The sequence below is a fragment of the Herbidospora cretacea genome (assembly GCF_001570605.1).
Classification (GTDB): domain Bacteria; phylum Actinomycetota; class Actinomycetes; order Streptosporangiales; family Streptosporangiaceae; genus Herbidospora; species Herbidospora cretacea.
The window spans coordinates 82,257-106,886 of sequence record NZ_BBXG01000024.1 but is presented as its reverse complement, the minus strand read 5'-3'; the positions used below and the strand labels follow the sequence as shown (position 1 = coordinate 106,886).

At 70.6% G+C, this 24,630-nt stretch carries 21 protein-coding genes; 20 read left to right on the top strand and 1 reads right to left on the bottom strand.

The features are described 5' to 3' along the window. Positions 1-71 precede the first annotated feature (71 nt). Complete coding sequence (locus tag AW270_RS33175; protein ID WP_061300085.1) at positions 72-1,313, bottom strand: HupE/UreJ family protein; 1,242 nt, start codon at positions 1,311-1,313, stop codon at positions 72-74. Between the two features lie 161 nt (positions 1,314-1,474). Here AW270_RS33175 and AW270_RS33170 point away from each other — a divergent pair, with 161 nt between their 5' ends. The 20 genes from AW270_RS33170 (at position 1,475) to AW270_RS33075 (ending at position 24,630) form a co-directional block, all read left to right on the top strand. Further along, a complete protein-coding gene (locus AW270_RS33170) occupies positions 1,475-2,113 on the top strand; it encodes a type 1 periplasmic-binding domain-containing protein (protein ID WP_169807405.1) in 639 nt (212 codons plus the stop codon). A gap of 182 nt (positions 2,114-2,295) precedes the next feature. Further along, on the top strand, positions 2,296-3,462 hold the full coding sequence (locus tag AW270_RS33165) for a family 2 encapsulin nanocompartment cargo protein terpene cyclase (protein WP_061300083.1): 1,167 nt from the start codon (positions 2,296-2,298) through the stop codon (positions 3,460-3,462). Further along, positions 3,432-4,316: a geranyl diphosphate 2-C-methyltransferase gene (locus tag AW270_RS33160; RefSeq protein ID WP_061300082.1), complete on the top strand. Its 885-nt coding sequence runs from the start codon at positions 3,432-3,434 to the stop codon at positions 4,314-4,316. Before AW270_RS33165 ends, AW270_RS33160 begins: the two co-directional genes overlap by 31 nt. Before the next feature lie 245 nt (positions 4,317-4,561). Further along, positions 4,562-5,605 carry a hypothetical protein gene (locus AW270_RS33155; RefSeq protein ID WP_061300081.1) on the top strand — a complete coding sequence of 348 codons (1,044 nt, stop codon included), beginning with the start codon at positions 4,562-4,564 and terminating at the stop codon, positions 5,603-5,605. A gap of 350 nt (positions 5,606-5,955) precedes the next feature. Beyond that, complete coding sequence (locus AW270_RS33150) at positions 5,956-6,258, top strand: hypothetical protein (RefSeq protein WP_061300080.1); 303 nt, start codon at positions 5,956-5,958, stop codon at positions 6,256-6,258. A gap of 207 nt (positions 6,259-6,465) precedes the next feature. Beyond that, positions 6,466-6,759: a hypothetical protein gene (locus AW270_RS33145; protein WP_061300079.1), complete on the top strand. Its 294-nt coding sequence runs from the start codon at positions 6,466-6,468 to the stop codon at positions 6,757-6,759. 82 nt (positions 6,760-6,841) lie between these two features. Then, positions 6,842-7,588, top strand: a complete 747-nt coding sequence (locus AW270_RS41950) for a hypothetical protein (RefSeq protein ID WP_157522988.1) — start codon at positions 6,842-6,844, stop codon at positions 7,586-7,588. 155 nt (positions 7,589-7,743) lie between these two features. Then, positions 7,744-8,022 carry a hypothetical protein gene (locus tag AW270_RS33135; RefSeq protein WP_061300077.1) on the top strand — a complete coding sequence of 93 codons (279 nt, stop codon included), beginning with the start codon at positions 7,744-7,746 and terminating at the stop codon, positions 8,020-8,022. Positions 8,023-8,111: 89 nt separating this feature from the next. Then, positions 8,112-8,390 carry a hypothetical protein gene (locus AW270_RS33130; RefSeq protein WP_061300076.1) on the top strand — a complete coding sequence of 93 codons (279 nt, stop codon included), beginning with the start codon at positions 8,112-8,114 and terminating at the stop codon, positions 8,388-8,390. Continuing rightward, a complete protein-coding gene (locus tag AW270_RS33125) occupies positions 8,387-9,100 on the top strand; it encodes a biotin/lipoyl-binding protein (protein WP_061300075.1) in 714 nt (237 codons plus the stop codon). Before AW270_RS33130 ends, AW270_RS33125 begins: the two co-directional genes overlap by 4 nt. Next, positions 9,093-11,288 (top strand): cysteine peptidase family C39 domain-containing protein, encoded by a 2,196-nt coding sequence (locus tag AW270_RS33120; protein ID WP_061300074.1) that lies wholly within the window; start codon positions 9,093-9,095, stop codon positions 11,286-11,288. Before AW270_RS33125 ends, AW270_RS33120 begins: the two co-directional genes overlap by 8 nt. Beyond that, entirely contained in the window at positions 11,285-13,813 is a 2,529-nt protein-coding gene (locus AW270_RS33115) for an ATP-binding cassette domain-containing protein (RefSeq protein ID WP_061300073.1), read from the top strand. Before AW270_RS33120 ends, AW270_RS33115 begins: the two co-directional genes overlap by 4 nt. A gap of 1 nt (position 13,814) precedes the next feature. Next, entirely contained in the window at positions 13,815-16,964 is a 3,150-nt protein-coding gene (gene lanM / locus AW270_RS33110; RefSeq protein WP_061300072.1) for a type 2 lanthipeptide synthetase LanM, read from the top strand. A gap of 11 nt (positions 16,965-16,975) precedes the next feature. Further along, positions 16,976-19,222: a TOMM precursor leader peptide-binding protein gene (locus tag AW270_RS33105; RefSeq protein WP_063819425.1), complete on the top strand. Its 2,247-nt coding sequence runs from the start codon at positions 16,976-16,978 to the stop codon at positions 19,220-19,222. After that, a complete protein-coding gene (locus tag AW270_RS33100) occupies positions 19,219-20,568 on the top strand; it encodes a SagB/ThcOx family dehydrogenase (protein ID WP_061300070.1) in 1,350 nt (449 codons plus the stop codon). The genes AW270_RS33105 and AW270_RS33100 overlap by 4 nt, the downstream gene beginning before the upstream one ends. A 101-nt stretch (positions 20,569-20,669) precedes the next feature. Next, complete coding sequence (locus AW270_RS33095; RefSeq protein WP_061300069.1) at positions 20,670-20,966, top strand: hypothetical protein; 297 nt, start codon at positions 20,670-20,672, stop codon at positions 20,964-20,966. Continuing rightward, the gene (locus tag AW270_RS33090) at positions 20,966-22,162 is read left to right on the top strand and encodes a sensor histidine kinase (protein WP_061300068.1); all 1,197 of its coding nucleotides are present in this window, start codon (positions 20,966-20,968) and stop codon (positions 22,160-22,162) included. The genes AW270_RS33095 and AW270_RS33090 overlap by 1 nt, the downstream gene beginning before the upstream one ends. Continuing rightward, positions 22,159-22,794: a response regulator transcription factor gene (locus AW270_RS33085; RefSeq protein ID WP_061300067.1), complete on the top strand. Its 636-nt coding sequence runs from the start codon at positions 22,159-22,161 to the stop codon at positions 22,792-22,794. Before AW270_RS33090 ends, AW270_RS33085 begins: the two co-directional genes overlap by 4 nt. Positions 22,795-22,862: 68 nt before the next feature. Then, positions 22,863-24,011, top strand: coding sequence for a sensor histidine kinase (locus AW270_RS33080; protein WP_061300066.1), 1,149 nt, complete (start codon positions 22,863-22,865; stop codon positions 24,009-24,011). Next, complete coding sequence (locus tag AW270_RS33075) at positions 23,989-24,630, top strand: response regulator transcription factor (RefSeq protein ID WP_061300065.1); 642 nt, start codon at positions 23,989-23,991, stop codon at positions 24,628-24,630. Before AW270_RS33080 ends, AW270_RS33075 begins: the two co-directional genes overlap by 23 nt.

Below are 24,630 nucleotides of genomic sequence, written 5' to 3'. Positions count from 1 at the left end.
CGAAAATGTACACAAGCGGCACAAAGGGTGGACCTGTCCGGTTAACTGATCGTGACAACCGGCTTGCGGAGCTATGGACTGTTCCAGAAGGTCCGCTCGACGAACCAGAGCAGCCCCATGACGGCCACACCGGCGGCGACGAGCCCGGTGGCCCAGCGCCCGGCGACCGGCGAGCGCCGCCGCAGCAGGCTCAGCAGCGGGAAGATCAGCGCGATGAGACCGAGCTGAACAGCCTCGATGCCGACGTTGAACACCAGCAGCGACCACAGCAGCGTCCACGACCACGCCTCCTGGATGCCGAGCGCGCCGGCGAACCCGAGGCCGTGCACGAGCCCGAACAGGAACACCACCCCGAGCCGGGTCCACCCGGAACGATCCAGAGCGAGACGCGGCCTGCCGAAGGCGGGCTGCGGCTCGCGCCGTGAATCTGCCTCGATGAAGCGATCTCCGAGGGCGACCGGCCGCCGGAGCTGCCACAGGTGCCACGCTGCGACGACGGCGATGGAGAGCGCGATGACCGGCTCCACGACGCTCGCGGGCACGCTCACGACGCCGAGCGCGGCCAGCAGGAAGGTCACCGAGTGCGCCAGCGTGAAGCTGGTCGCGACCAGCACGACCTCGCGCAGCTTCCGCGACCCGGCGATCAGGGCCAGCAGGAACAGCACGTGGTCGAGCCCGAACAGCAGATGCTCGGCGCCCAGCAGGAAGAACTCGTAGGCCCGCTCGTGCCAGGGGAGCGCGGTGGAGAACTGGGGGTTGGCCCGGTCGAGCGCGGCGCTGCCGGAGATCCCGCCGAGGTCGTAGGTGACGATCGTCTTGGTGTCCTTGACGAAGGTCTCGGCGTCGGGGAACAGCGCGCTGCGCACCTCGTGCTCGCCCGCCTCGGGGCAGGCCCAGTCCAGCAGCAGGCTCGCGTACGGCACGTCCTCGCGGATCCCGATCGTGAAACCGCCCGACCTCGCCGGCGCGCACGGCGCGCCTTCAGCGGTGACCGCGAAGCGCTTGGTGACGTAGGCGACGGCTGAGTCGGCGTAGCGGTCGAGCGCGGCGGCCTGGGCCTCGGTGTCCCGGGCGTCGAAGGCGGCGGTGCCGGCCTTGAACAGGGGGTCGTTCTTCTCGGTGTCGGCGGTGGAGACGACGTACAGGTCGTACTCGAGTTCCAGCTTCGTCAGGACGTGGCCCGGCTCCCCGGCGGTGACGTCGACGTAGACCGTGGAGGTGAAACCGTGGGCGGCGGCCGGGGCGGCGCAGCTCAGCAGGGTGATGGCCGCCGCGACGACCCCGAGGGCGATCCGGCGGGCTAGATGGGACATGAGACTCCTTACGTTGCGAGAGAGCACATTCCTCGCCATGTGTGAACAGGAGTCGAACGGATCGCTAAATAACCACAGAACCACCCTGACAACTACAAAACGGTTGAAAGCGGATAGCAGGATGTACGCGCACCACCCGTAACACCCGGAGGTCGATGACCATGCTCCGCACCGCGGCCCTCGCGACCGCCCTGTTGCTGCTGGCCGGCTGCGGCGCCGACTGGTCCGAGCCTCACCCCGTGCCCAGCGCGGTCGGCGCGCTGGGCCCGGGGTTCGTCTCCACGTCACCCCGCCCGGAGGCGACTATCACCCCGGACGCGGGCTCCTGGTCGGCCGTCCACCCGTCGGCGGGCTACCGCGTCGTCCTGGTCACCCACGGCACCGACCAGCCGACGAGGAACCTGGTCGAAGCGGTCGAGAACTGGTCCGGCGAGGTTGACGCCGACCTGCGCACCGTCGTCGTCACCGACCCCCACGACCTGGTGCCCGCCGTCACCCGCGCCCTCGACCTGAAGCCCGACCTGATCGTCAGCGCCGGCAACGACCTCGTCGACCCGCTCGCCCTGGTCACCGCGAGCCACCTGTCCCAGCAGTTCCTCGTCGTCGGCGCCGAACTGGCCGAACCCACCCACAACGTGACCTCGGTCGACTGGCGGGGGGCGTCGTTCCGGGGAGAGGGGCTGGGGGCGTCGTCGACGTACGACCCGGGGTCGTTCACGCCGGAACGCTGCGCGGCGGCGGTCCGGGCGGGGGTGGCCGCCGTCCTCAACGGCCTGACGGGGATCGTCGTGTGGCTCTGAATGAGCCGAATATTAGTTGATATCGGTATATGCCGGGCGTAATGGATGACCATTGCGTGACCGTGGGGTGGCCTTTAGTATTGGCGCGGGGACGGGGCAGGGGATTTCTTTTTCGGGGGCCACATCATGCATTCATCTATTGATGGAAGACGTACCGAAAAAGAATTCCAGGAGGGGGCTTGATGCCCGAGTCCAGCGAAACTCCATTGAGCCGCCTGCCGGGCCCGACCGGTCTCGGCACGACCGCTTTCCGGCTCCCCGTCATCGACCCGCCTGAGAATTCCGCCCACCCGGTCGACGGCCACCAGGAGCCGTCGCCCTCCCTCGATCCCACCCTGGTGGTCCGCCGCTACGGCGCCACCCCGCTGCCCTACCGCGAAAGGGAATGGGGCGACGGCAGCCACCCGCCGCTCTACGTCCCGGAAACGGTCCGGATCAACGAGCCCCTCGGGGAAGAGGTCAATCGCCGCCTGGTCGCGTGGGCCGAGAGCGTCGGCCTCCACGAGGGCCGCATCGACACCTTCCGCGACACCGGGTTCGGCCGTCTCGCGACGCTGGCCCACGCCGACACCGACGAGCCCGACCAGATCCTGATCGCCGCCCAGATGAACGCCGCCTGGTGGGCCGCCGACGACTACTACGCCGACGAGACCGACCTGGGCGCCACCCCGACGGAACTGCCCCCGAGACTGGCCCTGGTCACGTCGGCGATGGACCCGCCGCCACCGGCCGGCGGCTACACCGTGCAGCTCGAAGAGGCGATCAACGCCGATCCGGTCCTGGTCGCGCTGCGGTCGGCCACGGCCCACCTGAGCCGCCACGCGACGCCGTCACAGATCATGCGGGCGTGCGGCATCACCTCTCAGATGTTCGTGAGCTGGACGGCCTACGCCGCCTGGCGCTACTTCGAGGCGCCGCCCCCCGTGTGGCGGTACCTGGCCGCCCGTCAGCACGACAGCTTCTACACCTCCATGGTCCTCATCGACGTGGTCGGTGAATACGAGCTGCCCGCCAACCTCTTCGCCGACCGGCGGTTCCACACGGCGCTCATGCAGGCCGGCACCGCCAGCGTCCTCGTCAACGACCTCTATTCGGCGGAGAAGGAGGCCGCCGACGAACTGCCCGACTCCAATGTGGTGCTGCTCATCGCCGCAGAGGAGAAATGCTCCGTCCGCGAAGCGACCGAACGGACCGTTGCCCTCCACAACGATTTCGTCCGGGGATTCGAGGCCAGCCAGAAAGCGCTGTCCGCCGTTCCCTCCACGGAACTCCACCGTTTTCTGCGCGGCGCCCAGGCCTGGATGGCCGGCTGTCTCGAATGGCATGGATCCAGCGACAGATACAAATAGGGAAAGGATTTCTTTCGGTGACGATCACCCAAAGCGACTACCAGCGCTCCGTGGCTGATTATTGGAACACCGAGAAGAACCCGGTGAATCTCCGCCTGGGCGAGGTCGACGGGATCTACCACCACCACTACGGCATCGGAGACGTCGACGAGTCGGTCTTGGAGGGACCGGCGGAGACGCGCGAGGAACGCATGACGAGGGAGCTCCACCGCCTGGAGTCGGCCCAGTCGGACTTCCTGCTGAGCCACCTCGGCGACATCAAACCCCACCACCGCCTCCTCGACGCCGGCTCGGGCCGCGGCGGCTCGTCACTGGTCGCCAATCTCCGGTACGGCTGCCACGTCGACGGCATCTCCATCTCCGAGTCGCAGGTCGAGTTCGCCAACGAGCAGGCCAAGATCCGAGGTGTCGACGACAGGGTGCGCTTCCACCTGCGCAACATGCTCGACACCGGCTTCGAGACGGGCGCCTACCAGGCGATCTGGAACAACGAGAGCACCATGTACGTCGAGCTGGCCCTGCTGTTCAAGGAACACTCGCGCCTGCTGGCGCGCGGGGGCCGCTACGTCACCATCACCGGCTGCTACAACGACGCCTACGGCCTGCCGTCGAAGGCGATCAGCCAGATCAACGCCCACTACATCTGCGACATCCATCCCCGGAGCCAGTACTTCCGCGAGATGGCCAACAACCGCTTGGTCCCGGTGAGCGTGGTCGACCTCACGGCCGCGACCATCCCCTACTGGGAACTCCGGGCCAAGTCCCACCTGGTGACGGGGATCGAGGAGGCGTTCCTGAACGCTTACAAGAACGGGAGCTTCCAGTATCTGCTGATCGCGGCTGATCGCGTGTGATCTGACGCCTGTCGTTTCGGCGGATGCATGACGCGGGCCACTGCTGGCCGCAGGTCGCTCTGGGCTCCGGATCCCCCTGCCGGAGCCCTTACACATGTCGCACGCAGGGACGAGCCGGGGACACAGGTGCAGGGCGCCTGGTGACCGCTCGGCGATGGCGCGCCCGCCTGCGCATCGGTCAGCGTGCGGTGCAGGCTTGTCTGTCTCAGCGCTGCCCGGCGCATCGGGCACCTAGTGTTGCCCAGGTGAACTCCTGGCGCGACGAACGCCGCTACCTGAACGCCAACCGTCACGCTCTCGCCCGGCAGGCGGATCTGCTGTACCCAACCCTCCCGAGGGTCGGCTCGACGCGACTGCTGACCCGCCGAACCTGGGCACTACCCGAACCCCTCGACCTGCGCGACGTGGTTCTGCGCTGGACCGATGAGCAACCCCAGACCACGCTCCCACCCGGCACGGACACCTACGCGGAGGCCATGGCGGCCCACGACCGCCCGAAACTGTTCGAGAACCGCCCCTGCTACCGCCTGCTCGACGTCTCGTGGCCGGCGCTGACCTTCACCAGCGGCATGTACTTCGACGCCGTCAACGTCGGCGAGGCGGCAGCCCACGAGTTCGCGGCAGCCGCCTTGCGGCGTGAAGCGGAATCCAGGGGCGCATCGCCGTCGAGCGGTCACGCCGCGTTCGCTCCTGAGCTGCCGTTCCGCGCCCTGGTCACCGACCCGACCGACCTGCGGGCCCGCCCCGCGCACCCCGCCATCTCGATGCTGACCCTGCGCCACGACAGCGAAACCGGCGAGACGACGTTCGTCCTGCACTGGCGCGACCCGTCGAAGGTCGCTCATGGCGGCGGCCTGTTCCAGGTCATGCCGGTCGGCGTCTTCCAACCGGCCACAGGCGACGACTTCGACCTGTGGAAATGCGTCGTCCGCGAATACGCCGAAGAGTTCCTCGGCCGCTCGGAGCACTACGACCCCAGCTTCGACTACGACAAGTGGCCGTTCTACCGGTCGCTCGCCGAGGTGCGCCCCCTCGTGCTGGGCATCGGCGTCGACCCGCTCACCTTCGCGACCGACATCCTCGCCGTCACCGTCTTCGAAGCCACCCTGTTCGACGCCCTCTTCGGCACCATGACCGGCGACAACGACGAGGGCCACGCCACCGTGGGTGTCCCGTTCGACGAGGAGTCGGTGCGCCGGTACGTCACCCGCGAGCCCATGCAGGCGGCGGGTGCCGCCGTGCTCGAACTCGCCTGGCGCCATCTCCGGGGCGTCATCGCCGTCTCATGACAATCGTCACATGTCATTGGTGTCAGTCGTTTCTGGTCTTCCCGGGTGACGATGGCGAATCCTGATGCGTGTCCGCTTCCGCCGGAGGATCGGCACTTTCGGCTGCAGCGGCCGACAATTCGCCACGGCGAAACCAGAGAAGGCCTGCCCATAGACCTGGGCGGGCCTTCTTTTGTCTTCTCCGAGCCGATGTGATGATTGTCATGAATGGCAGATGTCAATTGATTCTGTTGCGGTAGCTCCGAACCGGCGATTCTCAATTTGTGACAAGGGGGAGCGAGCAGTCCAGATGCCCGCTCCGGATCCGTCCAAGCTCGGCCGTGCGCCGTGGTGTCAAAAGGAGAGATCTGATGACTGAGAGCGTTTTCGTTCCCGGTGACGAGGACCGCAAGAAGTTCGCCCGCCTGGTCGCCGCCGCGTGGTCGGACGACCAGGTCAACGCCCGCTACGAGGCCGAGCCCCGCGAGCTGCTCGCCGAGTACGGCGTCGTCATCCCCGAGGGCGTCCCGACCCCGCCGCTGCCCCCCAAGCCCGAGGGCGAGTTCTCCGTCGAGCAGCTCGAGACCGCGGCCGGCGCCGCGAAGGAAGGCACCATCGGCACCATCGGCACCCTGACCGAGACGGTCGGCACCTTCTTCTGCTTCGACGCCTGACCTGTCGCCGGGAGATTCCTGTCACGGAACGGCCTGCCCGCCGCGCCATTGAACGGCGCGGTCCGGGCGGGCCGTTTTCGCGTGCGTTCTCACGGAGGCCAGGTGACGATTGTCATGAACCACATATGTGGATTGCCTCTGTCGGGGCCGGCGAATTCGACGAAGCATGGATATGTAAGAAGAGGCCCGGAAGAGGAGAGTGCCCCCATGGCTGAAAGCATCCACGTCCTCGGTGACGGGGACCGCAAGAACTTCGCGCAGCTGATCGTCGCGGCCTGGGCGGACGAGGAGCTCAAGGCTCGCTACGAGGTGCGGCCCCGTGAGGTGCTCGCCGAGTACGGCGTCGTGATCCCGGCGGGCGTCCCGACCCCGCCGCTGCCGGCCAAGCCCGAGGGCGAGTTCTCCATCGAGCAGCTGGAGTCGGCGGCCGGCGTCGCGAGCTCCTGCGGCGTCTGCTACCCCTGTGCCGTCACCACGGGGATGAACGCGAGCATCATGTGAGCATTCGCCGCCGAGTGACACCCGAAAGCCTGTCTTGCCGGTACCCGTTGCCTTCTCTGAGACGGGTTGTCATGATCCGTTTGTGAGTGACTCGGGAGACTCCGGATCACGGACGGCCGTTCCCGCGCCGCTTGAGGTGCGGATCGGGCGGGCCGCCGTCATCGCCTTCGCGCTGTTCCTGATGGCCCGTACCGTCGCCCACTACGTCCAGGATCCTCCCGTCCGCGCGATCCCCGCGGTGATCCTGACGGTCGCCGTGATCGCCCTCTACGTGTGGTCCGGCTATCTGGGGCGCAGCCGTCACCGGTGGCGGTTCGTCGCGGCGTCGGCGGTCATCGTCTATCTTCCGCTGCCGCTCCTGGGCGCCTGGTGGGCCGGGGCGGGCATCTTCCTGGCCGCGACCGTGCTGGGATTTCTCTCCCGGTGGTACGCGCTGCCGGCCTTCGGACTGGTGCTCCTGCTGGAACTGGTCAAGTCCCTCGCCCTGGGAGACGACCTCATGACGGCCCTGTCCTGGATCCTCACCGTGGCGGTGGCCGCGGTGCCGCTGGCGGCGCTGACGCATTTCGCGGAGACCGCGCGGGTCCTCTACGAGACCCGGGCCGAGCTGGTCGCGGCGGAGGTGGCGGCCCAGCGGGCACGGGCGATGGGGGAGCTGGAGGGGATCCTCGGCAGCCGTCTCAACGCCATCGCCCAGCAGGGCTTCCGTATCCTCAGCGACGGCGACGGCAACACCGAGATCCTCAGGAAGCAGCTGCACGGCATCCACGACATCGCGGTCGAGGCGCAGCGGGAGATGCGGGAATTCGCACACCGTGTGCAGCAATAGGCCCGCTGACCTGCGTAAATGATAAATATCACGAAATGTCCGTGATGGCGTGTTCTGGCTGGCTTAGGGGTCACTGGCAAAACTGACGTCACAGGCGGTCCCCCTTCCCAACCTCCGGGGAGAGCCGACCCGGAGCCGCCTGACGAGGTGACAGCATGCCGGAAGACTCGACACCGCCTACCGAACTCCGCACCCAGCTCGCCCGGTTCTTCGCCCGCGCCTGGTCGGACGAGACGTTGAGAGAAGAATTCGCGCTCGACCCGCGCGCCGCGCTCGCCGCCGCCGGGATCGACTGGCCGGCCGGCCTTCCCATTCCCGAGCTGCCCGAACGCCCCGAGCAGGCCCTCGACCTGGAGAGCCTGGAGGCGTCGGCGGGTGCCGCCCTCAGCACCATCGGCACCGTGAGCTGTCCCACCGGCTGCTTCAGCAACTGACGACTCGAAACGGCGCCGGGTGGTGGGCAGTCCAGATGCCCACCACCCCGCCTTTGAAGCATCTCATATCACGCCGCGGGAGACCTGTGATGACTGTAGACACGATCGGCTGGACCATCGCCCAGCGCAGAGCATTCGGCGAATTCACCGCACGGTCCTGGTCGGACCCCGGCCTGCGGCTGCGTTACGAGTCCGAGCCCGCCGCCGTCCTGGCCGAGTACGACATCCATCTGCCCGCCGGGACGCTCGCACCGGCGCTGCCGCCGACGCCGGTCGGCGAGGCCGACGTCGAGACGTTCAGCGCGTCCGCGGCGCCGCCGCCCTGCATCACCTTCTGCTTCTGCTGGCCGTCGGCGGCCGTGAAATGAGCACGGCCGCCGTCGAGACGCTGGGAGGCGAGCGGATCGACCAGCTCGTCTCCTCCGTGCGGACCAAGGCGTGGCTCGCCGCGGTCGCGCTCATCCTGCTCGCGGGGTCCGGGGCGTCGTGGATGTGGCTCGGGCACGTCCGTGACGTGGTGCCGGCGCAGGGTGTGCTGGTGACGGGGAGCGGGCCGGTGCCGGTCGCCGCCCCCGTGTCCGGCAGCCTGGCCGAGGTCTTCGTCCGGGCCGGGCAGGACGTGGCCCCGGGGACGGCGCTGGGCGTGGTCGCCGACGCCCACGGGGCCCGGCGGGTCGTGACCAGCGTGACGAGCGGGCGGGTGCTCAGGACCACCGCGCCGGGGACCGCCTTGGCCGCGGGCGGTGCGGTCGCCGTCGTCGACCCCGCCACCGGGCCGCTGCGCGCGCTGCTCGTGGTCGGCCACGACCGGATCGCCTCGCTCACCGCCGGTCAGGCCGTCGCCGTCGGCGGCGTGACGGGCCGGGTCAGCGCCGTCGACCCCTATCCCGCCACCGGCGACCGGCTGCGCCCGCTCTACGGCGACGCCCTCAAGGCCGACGGCCGCTTCGTCGTGACCGTCGACCTCGACCGCCCCGCCTGGCCGGGCGCCACCCTCACCCCGGTGTACGGGGAGATCACCGTCGACGTCGTCCGCCCGGTGGATGTGCTGTTCCCCGGGGAGACGCGTCATGGCTGAGACCGCGACGAAGACCAAGACCAAGACGAAGACGAAGACCAAGCCGCGCCCGGTCCGCACTGAGCGCCGCCCGCAGATGGAGGACGCCGACTGCGGGCCGGCCTGCCTCAGCATGATCTTCGCCTACCACGGCCTGCGCGTTCCCCTGCACGAGATCAGGGAGCGGTCCGGGGTCGGCAGGGACGGCCTCTCCGGGGCCGGGCTGAAGAGGGCGGCCGAGGAGTACGGCTTCGACATCACCGGCTTCCGCCTGGAGGCCGACGAGCTGGAGACCCGCCCCGTCCCGTCGATGATCTACGTGGACCGCCGTCACTTCGTGGTGCTGGAGGGGATGCGGAAGCGGTGGGCGTACATCAACGACCCCGCCGTCGGCCGGATCCGGATGAGCCGGGAGGACTTCAGGAAGCGGTTCAGCGGGATCGTGCTGGTGCCGCGTCCCGGCGAGGGTTTCATCCCGCGTGGTAAACGCTTCCCATTGGTCCGGTCGGCGCTGGAGAAGGTGCGGCCGTACCTGTCGACCCTGCTCGCCATCGCCGTGATGGCCTTCGTGCTCGCCCTCCCCGCGGTGGCCACGTCACTGCTCACCCGGCTGCTGCTGGGTGAGGTCTTCATCGCGGGCGACCCGTCCTGGTCCGCGCCGGTGCTGTTCGGGCTGCTGGCCTGCGCCGGGTTCACCCTCGTCGGGACGTGGGTGCAGCAACGGCTGCTCGGCGCGGTGCAGACGGCGATGGCGGCCGACCTGTCGGGCCGCTACATGTGGCGGCTGCTGCGGCTGCCGGGTGACTTCTTCCACCGCCGGATGATCGGCGGCCTGGTCATGAAGACCTCCTTCGGCGCCGGCCTGGCCATCCTGCTGTCGGACCGGGCCGCCGTCGCCGTGGCGGCCGTGCTGACCATGTCACTGCACTCGGTGATCCTGTTCTCCTTCCATCCGGCCTTCGCGCTGGTGGCCGGCGTGCTGGCGGCGATCAACCTGCTGGCGATGCGGGCGGTCAGCCGGGCCAGCGCGCCGCACCAGCAGAAACTGCTGTTCGAGGAGCACCGCCGCGACAGCATGGCCTTCAACGGCATCTCGATGGCCGAGGCGCTGAAGGCCGACGGCGCCGAGGGCTGGTTCTTCGCCAAGTGGGCGGGCCTGTCGGCGCGGGCGCTGTCGGCGACGCAGGAACTCATGCGGGTGACGCAGGCGCTGCTCGCGGTGCCCGCCGCGCTGGGCTCGCTCGCCGGCGCCACCATGGTGATCACCGGCGCGGTGCTGATGGCCAACGGCGAGGTGACCATGCCGACGGTCATCGCCGCGCAGCTTCTCGTCGGCGCGTTCCTGGTGCCGGTCACCGCTCTGGTAGGCCTGGGCGCCGAGGCGCAGATCGCCATCGCGCAGACCAGCATGTACGACGACGCCGTCATCGCCGACCTCGACCCGCAGTACGCGGCCCCGCCGTCGACTCCCGACGGCACCGGTGGCCTGCGCGGCGTGGTCGAGTTCCGGGACGTCTCCTTCGGCTACGACCGCCAGCGCGGCCCGGTCATCACCGGCCTGTCGTTCCGCGCCGAGCCGGGCCAGCGGGTGGCCGTGGTCGGACGGACCGGCAGCGGCAAGTCCACCGTGGCCCGCCTGCTCACCGGCGCGGTCAGGCCGTGGGACGGGGAGATCCTGCTCGACGACGTGCCGCGCGAGGAGTGGCCCCGGGAGACGCTCACCACGTCCGTCGGGTACGTCGAGCAGAACCTCCAGGTGTTCGAGGGCACCGTGGCCGACAACCTCACCCTCTGGGACCCGACGATCCCGCAGTACCGGCTGCACCGGGCCCTCACCGACGCGAGCCTGGCCGACGTGGTCCAGCGCCGCGGCGGCCTGTCGGGCGGCTGGATCCAGGAGCGGGGCCGGAACCTGTCGGGCGGCGAACGGCAGCGCCTGGAGATCGCGCGGGCGCTGGTGCTGTCGCCGTCGGTGCTGGTCCTCGACGAGGCGACCAGCGCGCTCGACGCGGAGACCGAGGCGCTGGTCGACGCGAACGTGAAGGCCCGGGGCTGCACCAGCGTGGTGATCGCCCACCGGCTCTCCACCGTGCGGGAGAGCGACCTGATCCTCGTGCTCGACGACGGCCGGGTCGTCCAGCGTGGCACCCACGCCGAGCTCATCGCCGTGCCCGGCCACTACCGCACGCTCGTCGAGGAAGCCTCATGAACGGATACCCCGTCAGCGAGATCGAGCTGATCGACCCCTACGCCTGCTGGACCGTGGTCAGCGGCTCGGTGGACGTGCTGCTGTCCCCCGTCGACGGCCGGGGCCCCCGCCACCGGGTCGTCCGGGTCGAGAGCGGCGAACTCATGCACGGGTTCGCCGCGACCGACCTGCCCGGCGGCTACACCGTCACGGCGGCCCCCACCGAGGGGACCTCGGTGCGCCGGGTCCGGCGGGACGACAACGCGGTCTCCTCCTGGGTGCGCCGCCTCACCGGCCCCGGCGGCGAGTCCCCGCCGAGCTACGCCGAGCTGCGCGAACTCCACCGGGGAACGCTGACCCGGGTGCTGCTGCTGGCCGAGGCGGAGGAGGCCGACCGGGAGAACTGGCGGCTGGCCAGGGCGCAGGCCTCGGGCGACGTTCTGCAGCGGTCCTTCTCCGACATCGCGGCCGCGGCGGGTGTCGCACCGGCGCCGCCCAGCCCCCGGACCGCCGCCGACCGCGCCATGGAGGTCGTCAAGGCCCTGGGCGACCACTGCGGGTTCACCGCGCACGCCATCGACCCCGCCTCCACCGACCCGCTCGCCGTCGCGCTGAACGCGGCCCGGGCCCGGCACCGCCGCGTCCACCTGGAGGAGCGGTGGTGGAAGAAGGCCACCGTCCCCATGGTCGGCTTCGTCAAGGAGACCGGCCGGCCGGTGGCGCTGCTGCCGCGCAGGGGCGGCTACCTGATCTCCGATCCGGGCGAGGGCGTGCGCCGCGTCAACGATGAGGTGGCCGCGACCCTCGGCGAGGCCGCCTGGCAGGTCTACCCGCCACTTGAGGACGGCATCACCACGCCGCTCGGCCTGCTGCGGTTCGGGCTGCGTGGGGCGGGGCGGGAACTGGGCTGGCTCTTCGCGGCCGGAGGCGGCGCCGCGCTGCTCGCGCTCGGCGTGCCGATGCTCACGTTCGTCCTGCTGAGCTCGGCGCAGAACCCGGCCGACCTGCCCGCCACGATCTGGATCGCGGCCCTCATCGCGGGCACGGTGGCGGCCAGCACCCTGCTCCTCGCCGTGCGGAACTCGGTCCTGGTCCGGGTGCAGGGCCGGTTGCAGGAACGGCTCGAACCGGCGATCTGGAGTCATCTGGTCTCGCTCGACCTGCCGTTCTACGCGCAGTACAGCACCGGCAACCTGGTCCATCGGGCCAACGCCGTCGCCGACATGCGCAAGGCGCTCGGCGAGGCCGCGGTCAACTCGCTCCTCGGGGGCGTGTTCTCGCTGCTCGGACTGCTGATCCTGGTGACGGTCGACTGGCGGCTGGCGCTGGCCGTGCTGGGCGGGGTGCTCCTGCTGCTGGCCGTGCTGGCCCGGCTCGCGGTCCGCCAGCAGCGCCACGAGCTGGTCCTGCACGAGGAGTACAGCAAGATCTACTCGCTCCTGTACGCCTGTCTCAGCGCCATCGACAAGATCCATGTGGCGGGCCGGGAGGCGCAGGTCTTCGGCCTGTGGTCGCGGCTGTTCGCCGCTCAGCAGCACGCCGCCGCCGCGTCCCTGCGGCAGCGGGCGGTGTCGTCGGCGATCGGCGCGGCGGCGCAGCCCCTGCTGCTGCTCGTCCTGGCGGTCATCGGCCTGTCCCTGAACGTGCCCGCCGCCTCCTTCGTGGTGGCTGCCGTGGCGCTCGGGCAGTTCGTGCTCGCGCTCGGCCAGATGAGCCGGGCGGTGGAGGCGGCCTTCGCGCTGCTGCCCCGCTTCGAACGGCTCAAGCCGCTGCTGGAACGGGCCCCCGAAACCCCGCCCGGCGCCAAGGACCCCGGCGACCTCGTCGGCATGGTCCGGCTGAACGACGTCTCCTTCGCCTATCCGGGCACTGCAAAGCAGATCCTCGAAGAGGTCTCGATGGTGTTCCGGCCGGGCGAGTTCGTCGCCGTCACCGGTCATTCGGGCGCGGGCAAGTCGACGCTGGTCCGGCTGCTGCTCGGGTTCGAGCCGCCGCGTACAGGCCAGGTCCTCTACGACGGCGGTGACCTGCGCGACCTCGACCTCCGGCGGGTCCGCACCCAGGTCGGCGTGGTGATGCAGCAGGCCCGGGTGCTGCGCGGGTCGGTGCTGGAGAACATCGTCGGCGACGTGCCCGGTGCCAGGGAGGAGGACGCCTGGCGGGCGGCCCGGCTGGCCGACCTCGACGGCGACATCGCCAAGCTGCCCATGGGCATGCACACGATCATCAGCGAGGACAACGCCTCCTTCTCCGGCGGCGAGCTCCAGCGGCTGCTGATCGCCCGCGCGCTGGTGAAACGGCCCAAGATCCTCATCCTCGACGAGGCCACCAGCGCCCTGGACAACGTCACCCAGGCGCTGGTCAGCCGCCGGATCGCCGAGCTCGACATCACCCGGATCGTGATCGCGCACCGGCTGAGCACCATTCGGCAGGCCGATCGGATCTACGTACTCGACCAGGGCAGGGTCGTCGCCAACGGCACCTTCGAGGAGCTGATGGACACCAACGAGCTGTTCGCCCGGATGGTCAGCCGACAGGAGGTCTGAGATGCCGTCGACGGTTCACCAGCAGAGTGAGGGGCTGCTCTCCGTGCCCGGCGGGGACGAGCGGCTGATGGCGGTGGTGGCCGCGGCGGCACCCTTCCACGAGCGGGCGGCGGGTGACTATTTCGTCCCGGTCGCCGGGCGGGGGCGCCGGCAGGCGTCCGAGCGCACCCAGCGCTGGCTCAGGGCGGCGGTCGGCGACGACGAGGACGCGAAGCGGGCGGTCCTCCATCACCGCAGGCGGACCGGCCGCGACCTGGGCGCCGGGCTCGTCGACGTCCAGCTCGCCGACCCCCGGCGGCTGCCCGACTGGGGGTACGCCCTGGTGGACTTCCTGCTCGCCCAGCCGCCGACGGCCGCCGCCGACCCGGCGACCGGACGTCCGGGCGCCCCCTTCGTGGCGTTCCGGCGGGCCGTGAACCGGCTCGTGGACGTCAAGGACGGCGCCGTCCGCGGCGTGCCGGTGACGCCCGAGGCCCGGGAGGACATCGCGGGCCAGCTGATCGAGCGGCTGACGCAGGCCTGCTGGGCCGGGTTCGCCTTCGAGGCCCAGCTCGCCGGGACGTCCAATGACATGTCCTCCTGGTTGCAGAGCCCCGGCCTGGATGTCAGCCAGTCGGGCTGGCTCGATCGGCTGGAGACCCTGCCCGGCCTCGCCTACGTGATGGGCATGACGTGCCTGCAATGGCGTCGGGTCGTCCACGAGCTGTTCGACCGCCTCCGCGCCGACCTGCCGCGACTGCGCCGGACCCTGTGGGGCTGGGCCGCGCCCGGCCCGGTCACCGGCTACTCCGGCGACTCAGGCGACCTGCACAACCACGGCCGGGTGGTCACGCTGCTCACCTTCGCCTCGGGGGAGCGGGTCGTCTACAAGCCGAAGGACCTGCGCTCGGTCGCCGGCCTGATGGACGTCTGCACCGCCCTGAACAACCACGGCCTGCCGCTCGACCTGCACACCCGGCAGGTGGTGCTGCGCGACGGCTACGGCTGGGAGGAGTACGTCGTCGCCGAGCCCGGCACCGACGAGAACAGCGTGCGCCGGTTCTACACACGGCTGGGGATGTTCGCCCGGCTCGCCCAGTTCCTGGAGTGCCGCGACCTGTGGGCCGACAACCTGGTCGCGATCGGGGAGATCCCGGCGTTCATCGACCTGGAGAACGTCCTGCAGGGCCGGATCAGCCAGCCGGCCGTCATCGGGCCGAGGATCGAGTCGCTCTGGGGGAAGGTCGAGGAGACGGTGGTCAAGACCGCCGTGGTCTCCTTTCCCCGGATGATCGCGGGGGGCGTGCAGGCCCAGGACGTCGGCTGCCTGGCCGCGCTGCGGGAACAGATCGCGGAGAACTCCGCCGGTTTCCCGGCCGGGTGGGAGGAGCCGCCCTACCGGCCGACGTGGGGTGCGGGCGAGCTGGCCGACCCGCGCGACTACGCCGACGAGGTCGCTGAGGGATACCGGCAGATGCAGGTCTGCCTGGTGCGCAACCAGGAACTCCTGGCCGACGCGACCGGGCCGTTCGCCCTGTTGCGGGACGCGCCGGTCCGCTACATCTGGCGCAGCACCTTCGACTGCGGCGACCTGCTCCGCATGAGCGTCAGCCCGGGCGCGCTGGTCGACGGCGTGGCCAGGGAGGTGTGCCTGGCCCATCTGTTCCGCAGCGCCATGGGGACGCTGCGCGTCGACCCGGGCCGCACCGACGTCCTGGAGATCATCGAGCAGGAGATCGACGCGTTCCGGCGGATGGACATCCCGCTGTTCCTGTCGCGGCCTGCCTCCGACTCCGCGTTCACCCCCGACGGGGACGAGATCCCCGGCCATTTCTCCGGTACTGCCTGGGACCGCCTCCAGGACCGCGTCGCCGACCTCGCGGGCTTCCCGCTGGAGGAGCACGTCGCGGTGCTGCAGACCTGCCTCGACATCACCGGCGCGGCCGACCTGCCCGCCTCCTTCCCGGTGAGCGCCGCCCCCCGGCCCCGGACGCTCCGCGAGATCGGCCTCCAGGCCTACGAGATGTCCGGCCGGGGCGACGAGCCGCGCGCCGAGGAGTTGCTCGCCCGCGCCGGCGACCTGGCGAACGAGGTGCTGGAGGCCGCCGTCCCGCTCGAATCCGAACGGTCGGCCTGGATGGGCGTGGTCACCTACCCCGCCCACGGCCTCGACCAGGTCGAACCCCTCCACGGCGACCTGCTGACCGGCACCGCCGGACTGGCCGTCTTCCTGTCGGAGCTGTACGCCAACACCGGCGCCCCCGCCCACTGGACCGCCGCCCAGGAGTCATTGGACGCCTCCGTCGAGTTCGCCACCCTCTCCGCCAAGTCGGCCTTCTACCGCCGGATGTGCGGCGGCCTGACACCCGTCGGCGCCTTCGTCGGGATCGGTTCGGCCATCTACGCGCTGAGCCGCTGCGGCGACGCGCTGCGCGACACCCATCTGGTGGAGCGGGCGGCCGGGCTGGTCCCGCTGGCCGAATCGGAACTGACCGGGACCACGTCGGCCGAGCCGGTGTTCGGCCGGGCGGGCCTGCTGCTGGCCCTCCACCGGCTCCGCGCGGCCTCGCCCACCGCGGTCCCCGACGCCGACGCGCTGGCCGCGCGGCTGCACGAGGAACTGCTCGCCGACCTCGCCTCGGGACGCCGGGCCCGGCTGCCGTACCCGCCGGCGGTCCTCGCCCTGGACGGGCTGCCGATCGGCGTCGACGGCCTGGTCTGGGCGCTGGCGCACAGCGCCGCCGCACTCGACGAGACCGGCCCGGCGCTCGCCCCGCTCCGGGTCCACCGCTTCGCCCTCGACACCCCGGGCTCGGTGCTCGCCGCCGTCGCCACCGCCCACGCCCTCACCGGGGAGGTGCCCGCCGACCTGCGCGACCGCGTGGCCAGGCGGTGCGCGCCCGCCCCGGGCCGCTCCTGCGCCGGGCTGGTGGTGGACGCCGAGGTGGCCGTCCACACCGCCCGCCTGACCGGCGACCAGGGGCTGCTGCGCACGGCCCGCGACCTGGCAGCCGAACTGCTGCTCCGCCGTGACCACACCGGCCGCTGGTTCGCCGACCGGCGCCGCGCCGACCGGCTCACCCTGTCGGCCGTCAACGGGCTCGCGGCGGCCGGACTGACCCTCCTCCGGCTGGCCGACGACGAAGTCGCCTCGCTCCGCCTCGTGAACTGAAAGGAGTCTTCATGGACGCCAGACCTGGATTTCGCCGTCACTTCCGTGTGGAGGTCATCGAGGGTGAAGGGGTCTTCCTGGTATCGGAACGCGACCTCCACCTGCTCACCGGCAGGTCGATCGAGAAGGTGGCGGGGCTGCTCGACGGCACTCGCGACGTCTCCGACATCCTGACCGCCGTCGAGTCCGACGTGCCGCCGGAGCATGTCTTCTTCGCGCTCCAGCAGCTCAGGAGCAGGAACCTGCTGGTCGACGTCACCGAGGACCTGGACCGGGGGACGGCCGCCTACTGGGAGATGGCCGGGCTGCAGGGCGAGGCGGCGGCCGGGAGCGTGCGGACCGGGCGGGCCGACGTGGTGGCGCTGGGCGAGGTCCCGGCCGGGGAGCTGCGGAAGTTGCTGGCGTCCGAAGGCGTCGACGTCACGGGTGGCGAGGGCGCGCTGACCGTCGTGCTGACCGACGACTACCTGCGGCAGGAGCTCGCCGAGATCAACCGGCAGCACCTCAAGGAGGGACGTCCGTGGCTGCTGGCCCGTCCGGTCGGGCCGGTGCTGTGGCTGGGGCCCGTTTTCCAGCCCGGGGAGAACGGCTGCTGGCGCTGCCTGTCGCAGCGGCTGGAGGGGCACCGGCAGTCGTTGTCCTATCTGGAGCAGAAGCTGGGCGTGAAGCCGCTCGGCATGCCCGCGGGCGACCTGTCCCTCACCCGCGGCGCGGCTGTCCGGATGGTCGCGGCGGAGGTGGTGAAGTGGCTCGCCGGGGCCCGCAACGAGCAGCAGCGCGACCTGATCACCTTCGACACCCAGCAGCTCGGCACCGAACGCCACCCGCTGCGGCCCCGGCCGCAGTGCCCCGAGTGCGGCGACGCCGGGCTGATGGCCGCGACGGCCGCGCGGCCGATCGAGCTCCGGTCGCGGCCGAAGGTCTTCACCGCCGACGGCGGCCACCGCTCCCACCACCCCCAGGACACCCTGGAGAAGTACTCCCACCTGGTCAGCCCTGTCACCGGGGTCGTCAAGGAGCTCACCCGGGTAGAGTCGGGGAACCCGTTCGTGAAGACCTACGTGGCCGGGCACAACTTCTCCCGCACCCTGCGCAGTCTCGCCGACCTGCGCAACGGGCTGCGCACCAACAGCGCCGGCAAGGGCACCACCGACCTGCAGGCGAAGGTCAGCGCCCTGTGCGAGGCGATGGAGCGCTACTCGGGCATGTTCCAGGGCGACGAGGCCCGGTTCAAGGCCAGCTACCGGGAGCTCGGCGCCGACGCGGTCCACCCGAACACCTGCACCCTGTACAGCGAGGAGCAGTACCGCACCAGGCCGGAGCACCACGCGGGCACGTCGGTCGACTTCGTCGCCGCCCCCCTCGACGAGGACGAGGTGATCGACTGGACGCCGGTCTGGTCGCTCACCGAGCAGCGGCACAAATACGTGCCCACCGGCTACCTCTACTACCACTTCAACGGGTCGCGCCAGGAGCCCACGCAGGTGGCCGCCTGGGCCGACTCCAACGGCAACGCCGCCGGCTCCTCGATGGAGGACGCGATCGTCCAGGGCTTCATGGAGCTCGCCGAGCGCGACGCCGTGGCCGTGTGGTGGTACAACCGCCTGGCCCGGCCCGAATTCGACCTCGACAGCTTCGGCGATCCGTGGATGACCGAGTTCCAGGAGGTGTACGCGGCTCTCGGCCGCGACATCCACGTCCTGGACCTCACCAACGACCTGGGCATCCCGGTGGCCGTCTCGATCAGCCGCCGCATCGACGGGCCGACCGAGGACATCATGATGGCCTTCGGCGCCCACTTCGACGTGGGCATCGCCGTGCAGCGGGCGCTGGCGGAGATGAACCAGTTCCTGCCCGCCGTCATCGACATCGGCCCCGACGGCCACACCCGCTACGGCTTCACCGGCGGGGACCAGGTCGAGTGGTGGAAGACCGCGCGGGTGGCCGACCACCCCTACCTGCTGCCCTCGGGACCGGCCGTGCCCGCCTCGGCGTACGCCCGGCCCGCCACCGGCGACCTGCTCGACGACGTCGCCGCCGTCCGCGCGGTGGTCGAGGAGCGCGGGATGGAGATGCTCGTGCTCGACCAGACCCGGCCCGACATCGGCCTGCCCGTGGTCAAGGTGATCGTGCCGGGGATGCGCCACTTCTGGCGGCGGCTGGCGCCCGGACGCCTCTACGACGTGCCCGTCCAGCTCGGCTGGCTGTCCGAACCCACTCCGGAGGACCAGATGAACCCCATCACGATGTTCCTGTGATCGGCCTGCGCCCCGACGCCGTCGTCACCTGGGAGGACGGCGTGCTGACCATCGTCCAGAGGTTCGGGGTGCACACCGCACGCGGCCTGACCCCGCGCATCGCGGCGCTGCTCGGCGAGCTGCCCGGCGCCCTGGTCGATGAGGACGAGCTGGCCGAACGCCTCCTGGAAGCGGGCGGCACCGACCAGGAGGTCGCCCTGTTCTACCTGGCGGTCGGCCGCCTGCGCCCGGCGTTCGTGCACACGGTCGAGTACACGGGCGAGCCTCTGCTGAAGGTCGTCCCGGTCGCTCGCGACGCGGTTCTGGAGGTTCCCGACCTGCCCGCCGACCACGTGGTGCGTCTGTCGCGGTTCGCGCTCGTCCGCCAGGACGAGGGGGAGCTGGTCGTGGAGTCCCCGCTGGCCCGGCACAAGGTCGTGCTGAGCGAGAAGGCCATGCCGCTCATCGCGGCGCTGAGCCGGGGCGTCCGGGTCGGCGAGGCGCCCGAGGCGCTGTGCCACCTGGTCGCCGCCAGGGTGGCCCGCGCCGACGACGCCGAGGACACCGACCCGGCGCTGCGCACCTGGGAGTTCCACAACCTCTACTTCCACAGCAGGAGCCGTCTGGGGCGGCACGACGGGCCGAACGGGGCCACCTACCGCTTCCGCGGCGAGCTGCCGCCGGAACCGGCGCTCAAGCCGCTCCCGGAAGGGCCGATCACCGAGCTCTACCGGCCCTCCCTGACCGAGGCCGCCGCCGGCGACCCCGCGTTCACCACCGTGCTGGAGTCGCGCCGGTCGGTCCGCCAGTACGCGGACGCGCCCATCACCGTGCGCCAGCTCGGCGAGCTGCTCTACCGGGCCGCCAGGGTCCGGGGCGAGATCAAAGCGCCGACCGAGGGCGCTCCGTACGAGTCCAGCAACCGCGTCTACCCCGGCGGCGGCGCCTGCTACGAGCTGGAGCTCTACCTGACCGTCGACCGGTGCGAGGGCCTGGACCAGGGCGTCTACTACTACGACCCGTACGGCCACCGGCTCGTCACCCTCCCCGCCAGGCAGGAGGACGCGCGGGCGATGCTGGCCCTGGCCGGCATGTCGACGGGCGGCACCGCCAAGCCCGACGTCCTCATCACCATGACCTCGCGGTTCAGCCGCATGTCGTGGAAGTACACGAGCCTGCCCTACGCCGCCACGCTCAAGAACGTGGGCGTGCTCTACCAGACCTTCTATCTGGTGGCGACCGCGATGGGGATGGCGCCGTGCGGCCTCGGCAACGGCGACTCCGATCTGGCCGCCCGCACCTTCGGGCTCGACTGGGCCGCGGAGTCGTCGGTCGGCGAGTTCCTGATCGGTGGCGCGCCGGCCTAGTGATGTCTGTCATGCGTGACAGGTGTCGTTTGCATCTGTCACCACTTGCCCATATTTCGGATCGTTGCAGGTGAGTCACCCGTACAAATAAGGAGCCCCCGGTGGCCGAGAACATGTATTTCCTCGGTGACGAGGACCGCAAGAAGTTCGCCCGGTTGATCGCGGTGACGTGGGCCGACGGTGAGCTCCTGGCGCGCTACGAGTCCGAGCCGAGAGTGGTGCTGAGCGAATACGGCATCACCTTCCCCGACGACGCGCCGATCCCGCCGCTGCCCTCCCGGCCGCGTGGTGAGTTCGACGTGACCGAACTGGAGTTCGCGGCCGGGGCGGAGGGTGGCGCGCTGGCCACCATCAGCTCGACGGGGTGCATCTCCCCCTGCGTCGCCTGCACCCCGTAATGACCCCGTCAACCACCAGGCAGCAGCTGACGACCGTCGGCCCCGGGACGGTACGGCTCGCCCGCATCGCCGCGGCCACCTTCTCGGTCGGGATGGCGGCCTTCGCCGCGATCCCGCTCGCGGAGGTGCTCGAAGGGCCCCCGGGAGTCCGGGTGGCCATCGGGGTCGCGCTCATCACCGCGCTCACGGGCTGCTACCTGTGGCTCGGGGTGAGAGCCGTGCTCGGCCGGAACGCCCGCTTGGACCTGTGGGTGCTGGTCGCGATGACGGCGCTGAACGTGGCGGTGCCCTTCGCCGGCGGGGCCTCCTGGCTGAGCCTGGGCTTCATGCTTCCCTTCGCCTTCGCGGTGACCCTGGCCGGCAGGCCTGCCTGGTGGGGGTTCTTCGCCGCGATCGTGCTCAACGTCGCGCTGGCGGTTCCGCAGGAGCTGAACTGGGTGCTGTTCAGCGGGTTGCAGAGCCTGCTGACGGCTGCCGCCCTCGCGGGCCTGACCATCTTCGCGACGCTGCTCAGCGAACTGCAGCGCACTCGCGAGGAACTGGCCCGGCTGGCCATCACGGAGGAGCGGCTCCGGTTCGCCCGCGAACTCCACGACGTCCTCGGGCACAACCTGTCGGTCATCGCGATGCGGACCGAACTGTCGATGCGCATCCCCTCCGCACAGCGGTCGCGGCTGCACGGCGAGCTGACCGAGATCCACGACATCGCCCGCCGCTCCCTCCACGACGTGCGGGCGGTGGTCAAGGGCTACCGCGAGATGTCCCTGGAGAAGGAGCTGGCCGGGGTCCGCAAGGTGCTGGAGAGCGCCGGGGTCAAGTGCGACTTCGCCGACCTGCCTTCGTCGGTGTCGGCGGAGGTCTCGGTGGCGCTGGCGTGGGCGGTCCGTGAGGCGGCCACCAACCTGCTCCGGCACAGCGACGCCACCGTCTGCCTGCTCGGCGTCGAGTCGGAGGACGACCGCATCCGGGTCACGGTCGCCAACGACGGTGTACGTCAGGGCGCCGCCGCGGCCCGCGCCGCCGGGGTCGAGGCGACCGTGGGCGGCAGCGGCCTGGCAGGGCTCGACGAACGACTCGCGCAGGTCGGCGGGACCTGCGACCGGCACCTTGAAGACGGCTGGTTCACGCTGTCCCTGGACGTCCCGAGCCGCGCCCTGGCGGCCTCACTCACCTCTGCCACAGGAGACCGGAAATGATCAAAGTTCTTATCGCTGAGGACCACGATCTGATCAGGGGTGCGCTGATCGCCCTGCTGTCGGAGGAGCGCGACATCCACGTGGTCGAGGAGGTGTCGAGGGGCGACGAGATCCTGGACGCCGTGGTCGGCTGCCGGCCCGACGTGGCCCTCCTCGACATCGGCCTGCCGGGCATCGACGGCCTGGAGGCCGCGGGCCTGATCAAGGAACTGGCCGAGCCGCCACCGGTCCTGATCCTCACCAGCGTCGGCAGCCCGGGCAACTTCGACCGGGCGATGGCCGCCGGGGTGCGCGGCTTCCTGGTCAAGGACGCCCCCGCCCACCGCCTCACCGACGCCATCCGCGCCGTCGCCAGGGGTGAACGCTACATCGATCTCGACCTGGCCGACGACGGCGGCGGTGACGGCGTGGAGATCACCAGCAACCCGCTGACCGCCAGGGAGGTCACCGTCCTGGCGGCCCTCGCGGCCGGGGAACGCGCCGCCGACCTGCGCGGCAGCCTGGGGCTGTCGGCCCACACGATCAGGAACTACCTCGCCGCCGCCCGCCTGAAGACCGGCGCCCGCAGCGACGACGAGGCGGTGCGCATCGCTCGGGCAAATGGGTGGTTACAGGATCATGCAGATGGTTGATCGCGAAACAGGAAAGCGTCACGATCAACATGGAACTTGACGCTTCCGACACGTAGCGGAGACCGATCGTGGCGCAGGAGAAGCAGGCGCAGGTCAGAGGGCTGTCGATCAGTGTCATCGTGCCGACCGGAGCGTTGTGGGCGCTTCCGCCCATCGCCTTCCTGCTCGTCGGCGACCTGACCCGGGCCCTGCTGGCGGCTGTGCTGCTCATCGGTTTGCTGGTCGTCTACGCCAAGGTCGTCGTCGGCCACATCTCCGGTTCCGGCCTCGGGCGGCACCGCACGCAGATCTTCGCCCTGTTCGCGACGGTCGTGTACGGATCGTTCACGTTCCTCGGGTCGACCTGGGTGTACACGCCTCTCATCGTCGGCACCGCCGCGCTGCTCCTGCTGCGCCTCTGGGTCGCCGTCGGCGTCCTGCTCCTGGTGACCGTCATCGAGTTCCCGCTGACCCTGGCCCTCGGTGAGTCCTCGGGTGCGGTGGCCGTGCAGAACAGCGCGGCCGTCCTCGTCGCCTCCGTCGTCGCGGCGGGCATCGTCCACTACGCCAGATTCGTCCTGGAGTTGCGGCAGGTCCGCGCCATTCTGGCCGAGCTGGCCGTCGACCAGGACCGCCTGCGCATGGCCGGGCAGCTGCACGACCTGCTCGGCCAGACCCTGGCGTCGATCAGGCTCAAGACCGAGGTGGCGCTGGCCCTGGTCGACCGGGACCGCCAGCGGGCCCTCCACGAGGTCGAGGCCACCGTCCTCATCGCCAGCGAGGCCCGCGAGGAGATCGGCGACGTCGTCGCCGCCCGGCGCTCCCTCGACCTCGGCGCCGAACTGTCAGCTGCCGTCGCCCTCATCGAGCTGACCGGCGCCCGCTGCGACCTGCGCCTGGGTATCAGCGAGATCGACGAGGAGAACGGCGACGCGCTCGCCTGGATCGTCCGCGAGGCGGCCACCAACATCGTCAAGCACAGCGACGCCCGCACCTGCCTGATCGACCTCGACAGTGTCAGCGAACGCGTCCACCTCGTCGTCCGCAACGACGGCATCCGCCACGTCCCGAAGAGCAGGGGATCAGGGCTCGCCGGCCTCACCCAGAGAGTCGACCGCCTCGGAGGAGAACTGCACACGGACCTGAATGGCGTGGACTGTTTCGAACTGAGGGTCTGGCTGCCCGCCATACCCGATCAGGAGAGAGTGATCACCATTGATTCGTGTTCTGCTGGCTGAAGACCACGGCGTCGTCCGAGGCGCCCTGACCGTCCTGCTGAACCTGACGGGCGACATCCAGGTGGTGGCCGAGGCCGACCGAGGCGACAAGGTGGTGACCGAGGCCTTGGCCGCCACCCCCGACATCGCCGTCCTCGACATCGAGATGCCCCGGGTGGACGGCATCGAGGTGACCGGCCGCCTGCGCCGCGCCCTGCCGACCTGCCAGGTCCTCATCCTGACGGCCCTGGCCCAGACGTCCCTCCTCAAGAAGGCGATGGACGCCGGCGCGAGCGGCTTCCTGCTCAAGGACGCCCCCACCGAACGACTCGCCGAGAGCATCCGCCGGATCGCCGCCGGAGAGCGGGTGATCGACGCCTCCCTCGCGGTGGCGGCCATGACGGCCTCGGCCTCGCTGCTCACCGACCGGGAGGCCGACGTGCTCAGCCTGGTCGGGCTCGGGGCCACCACGGGCGAGATCGCCGCCGAGCTGCACCTGTCGGCGGCGACGGTCCGCAACTACATCTCCAACATCATCACCAAGACCGGGGCACGGAACCGGACGGACGCGGTGCGGATCGCGGTCGACGCGGGCTGGATCGAGCGCCCCCGGCCGAACGCGGCGGCGGCCCGCCGCTGA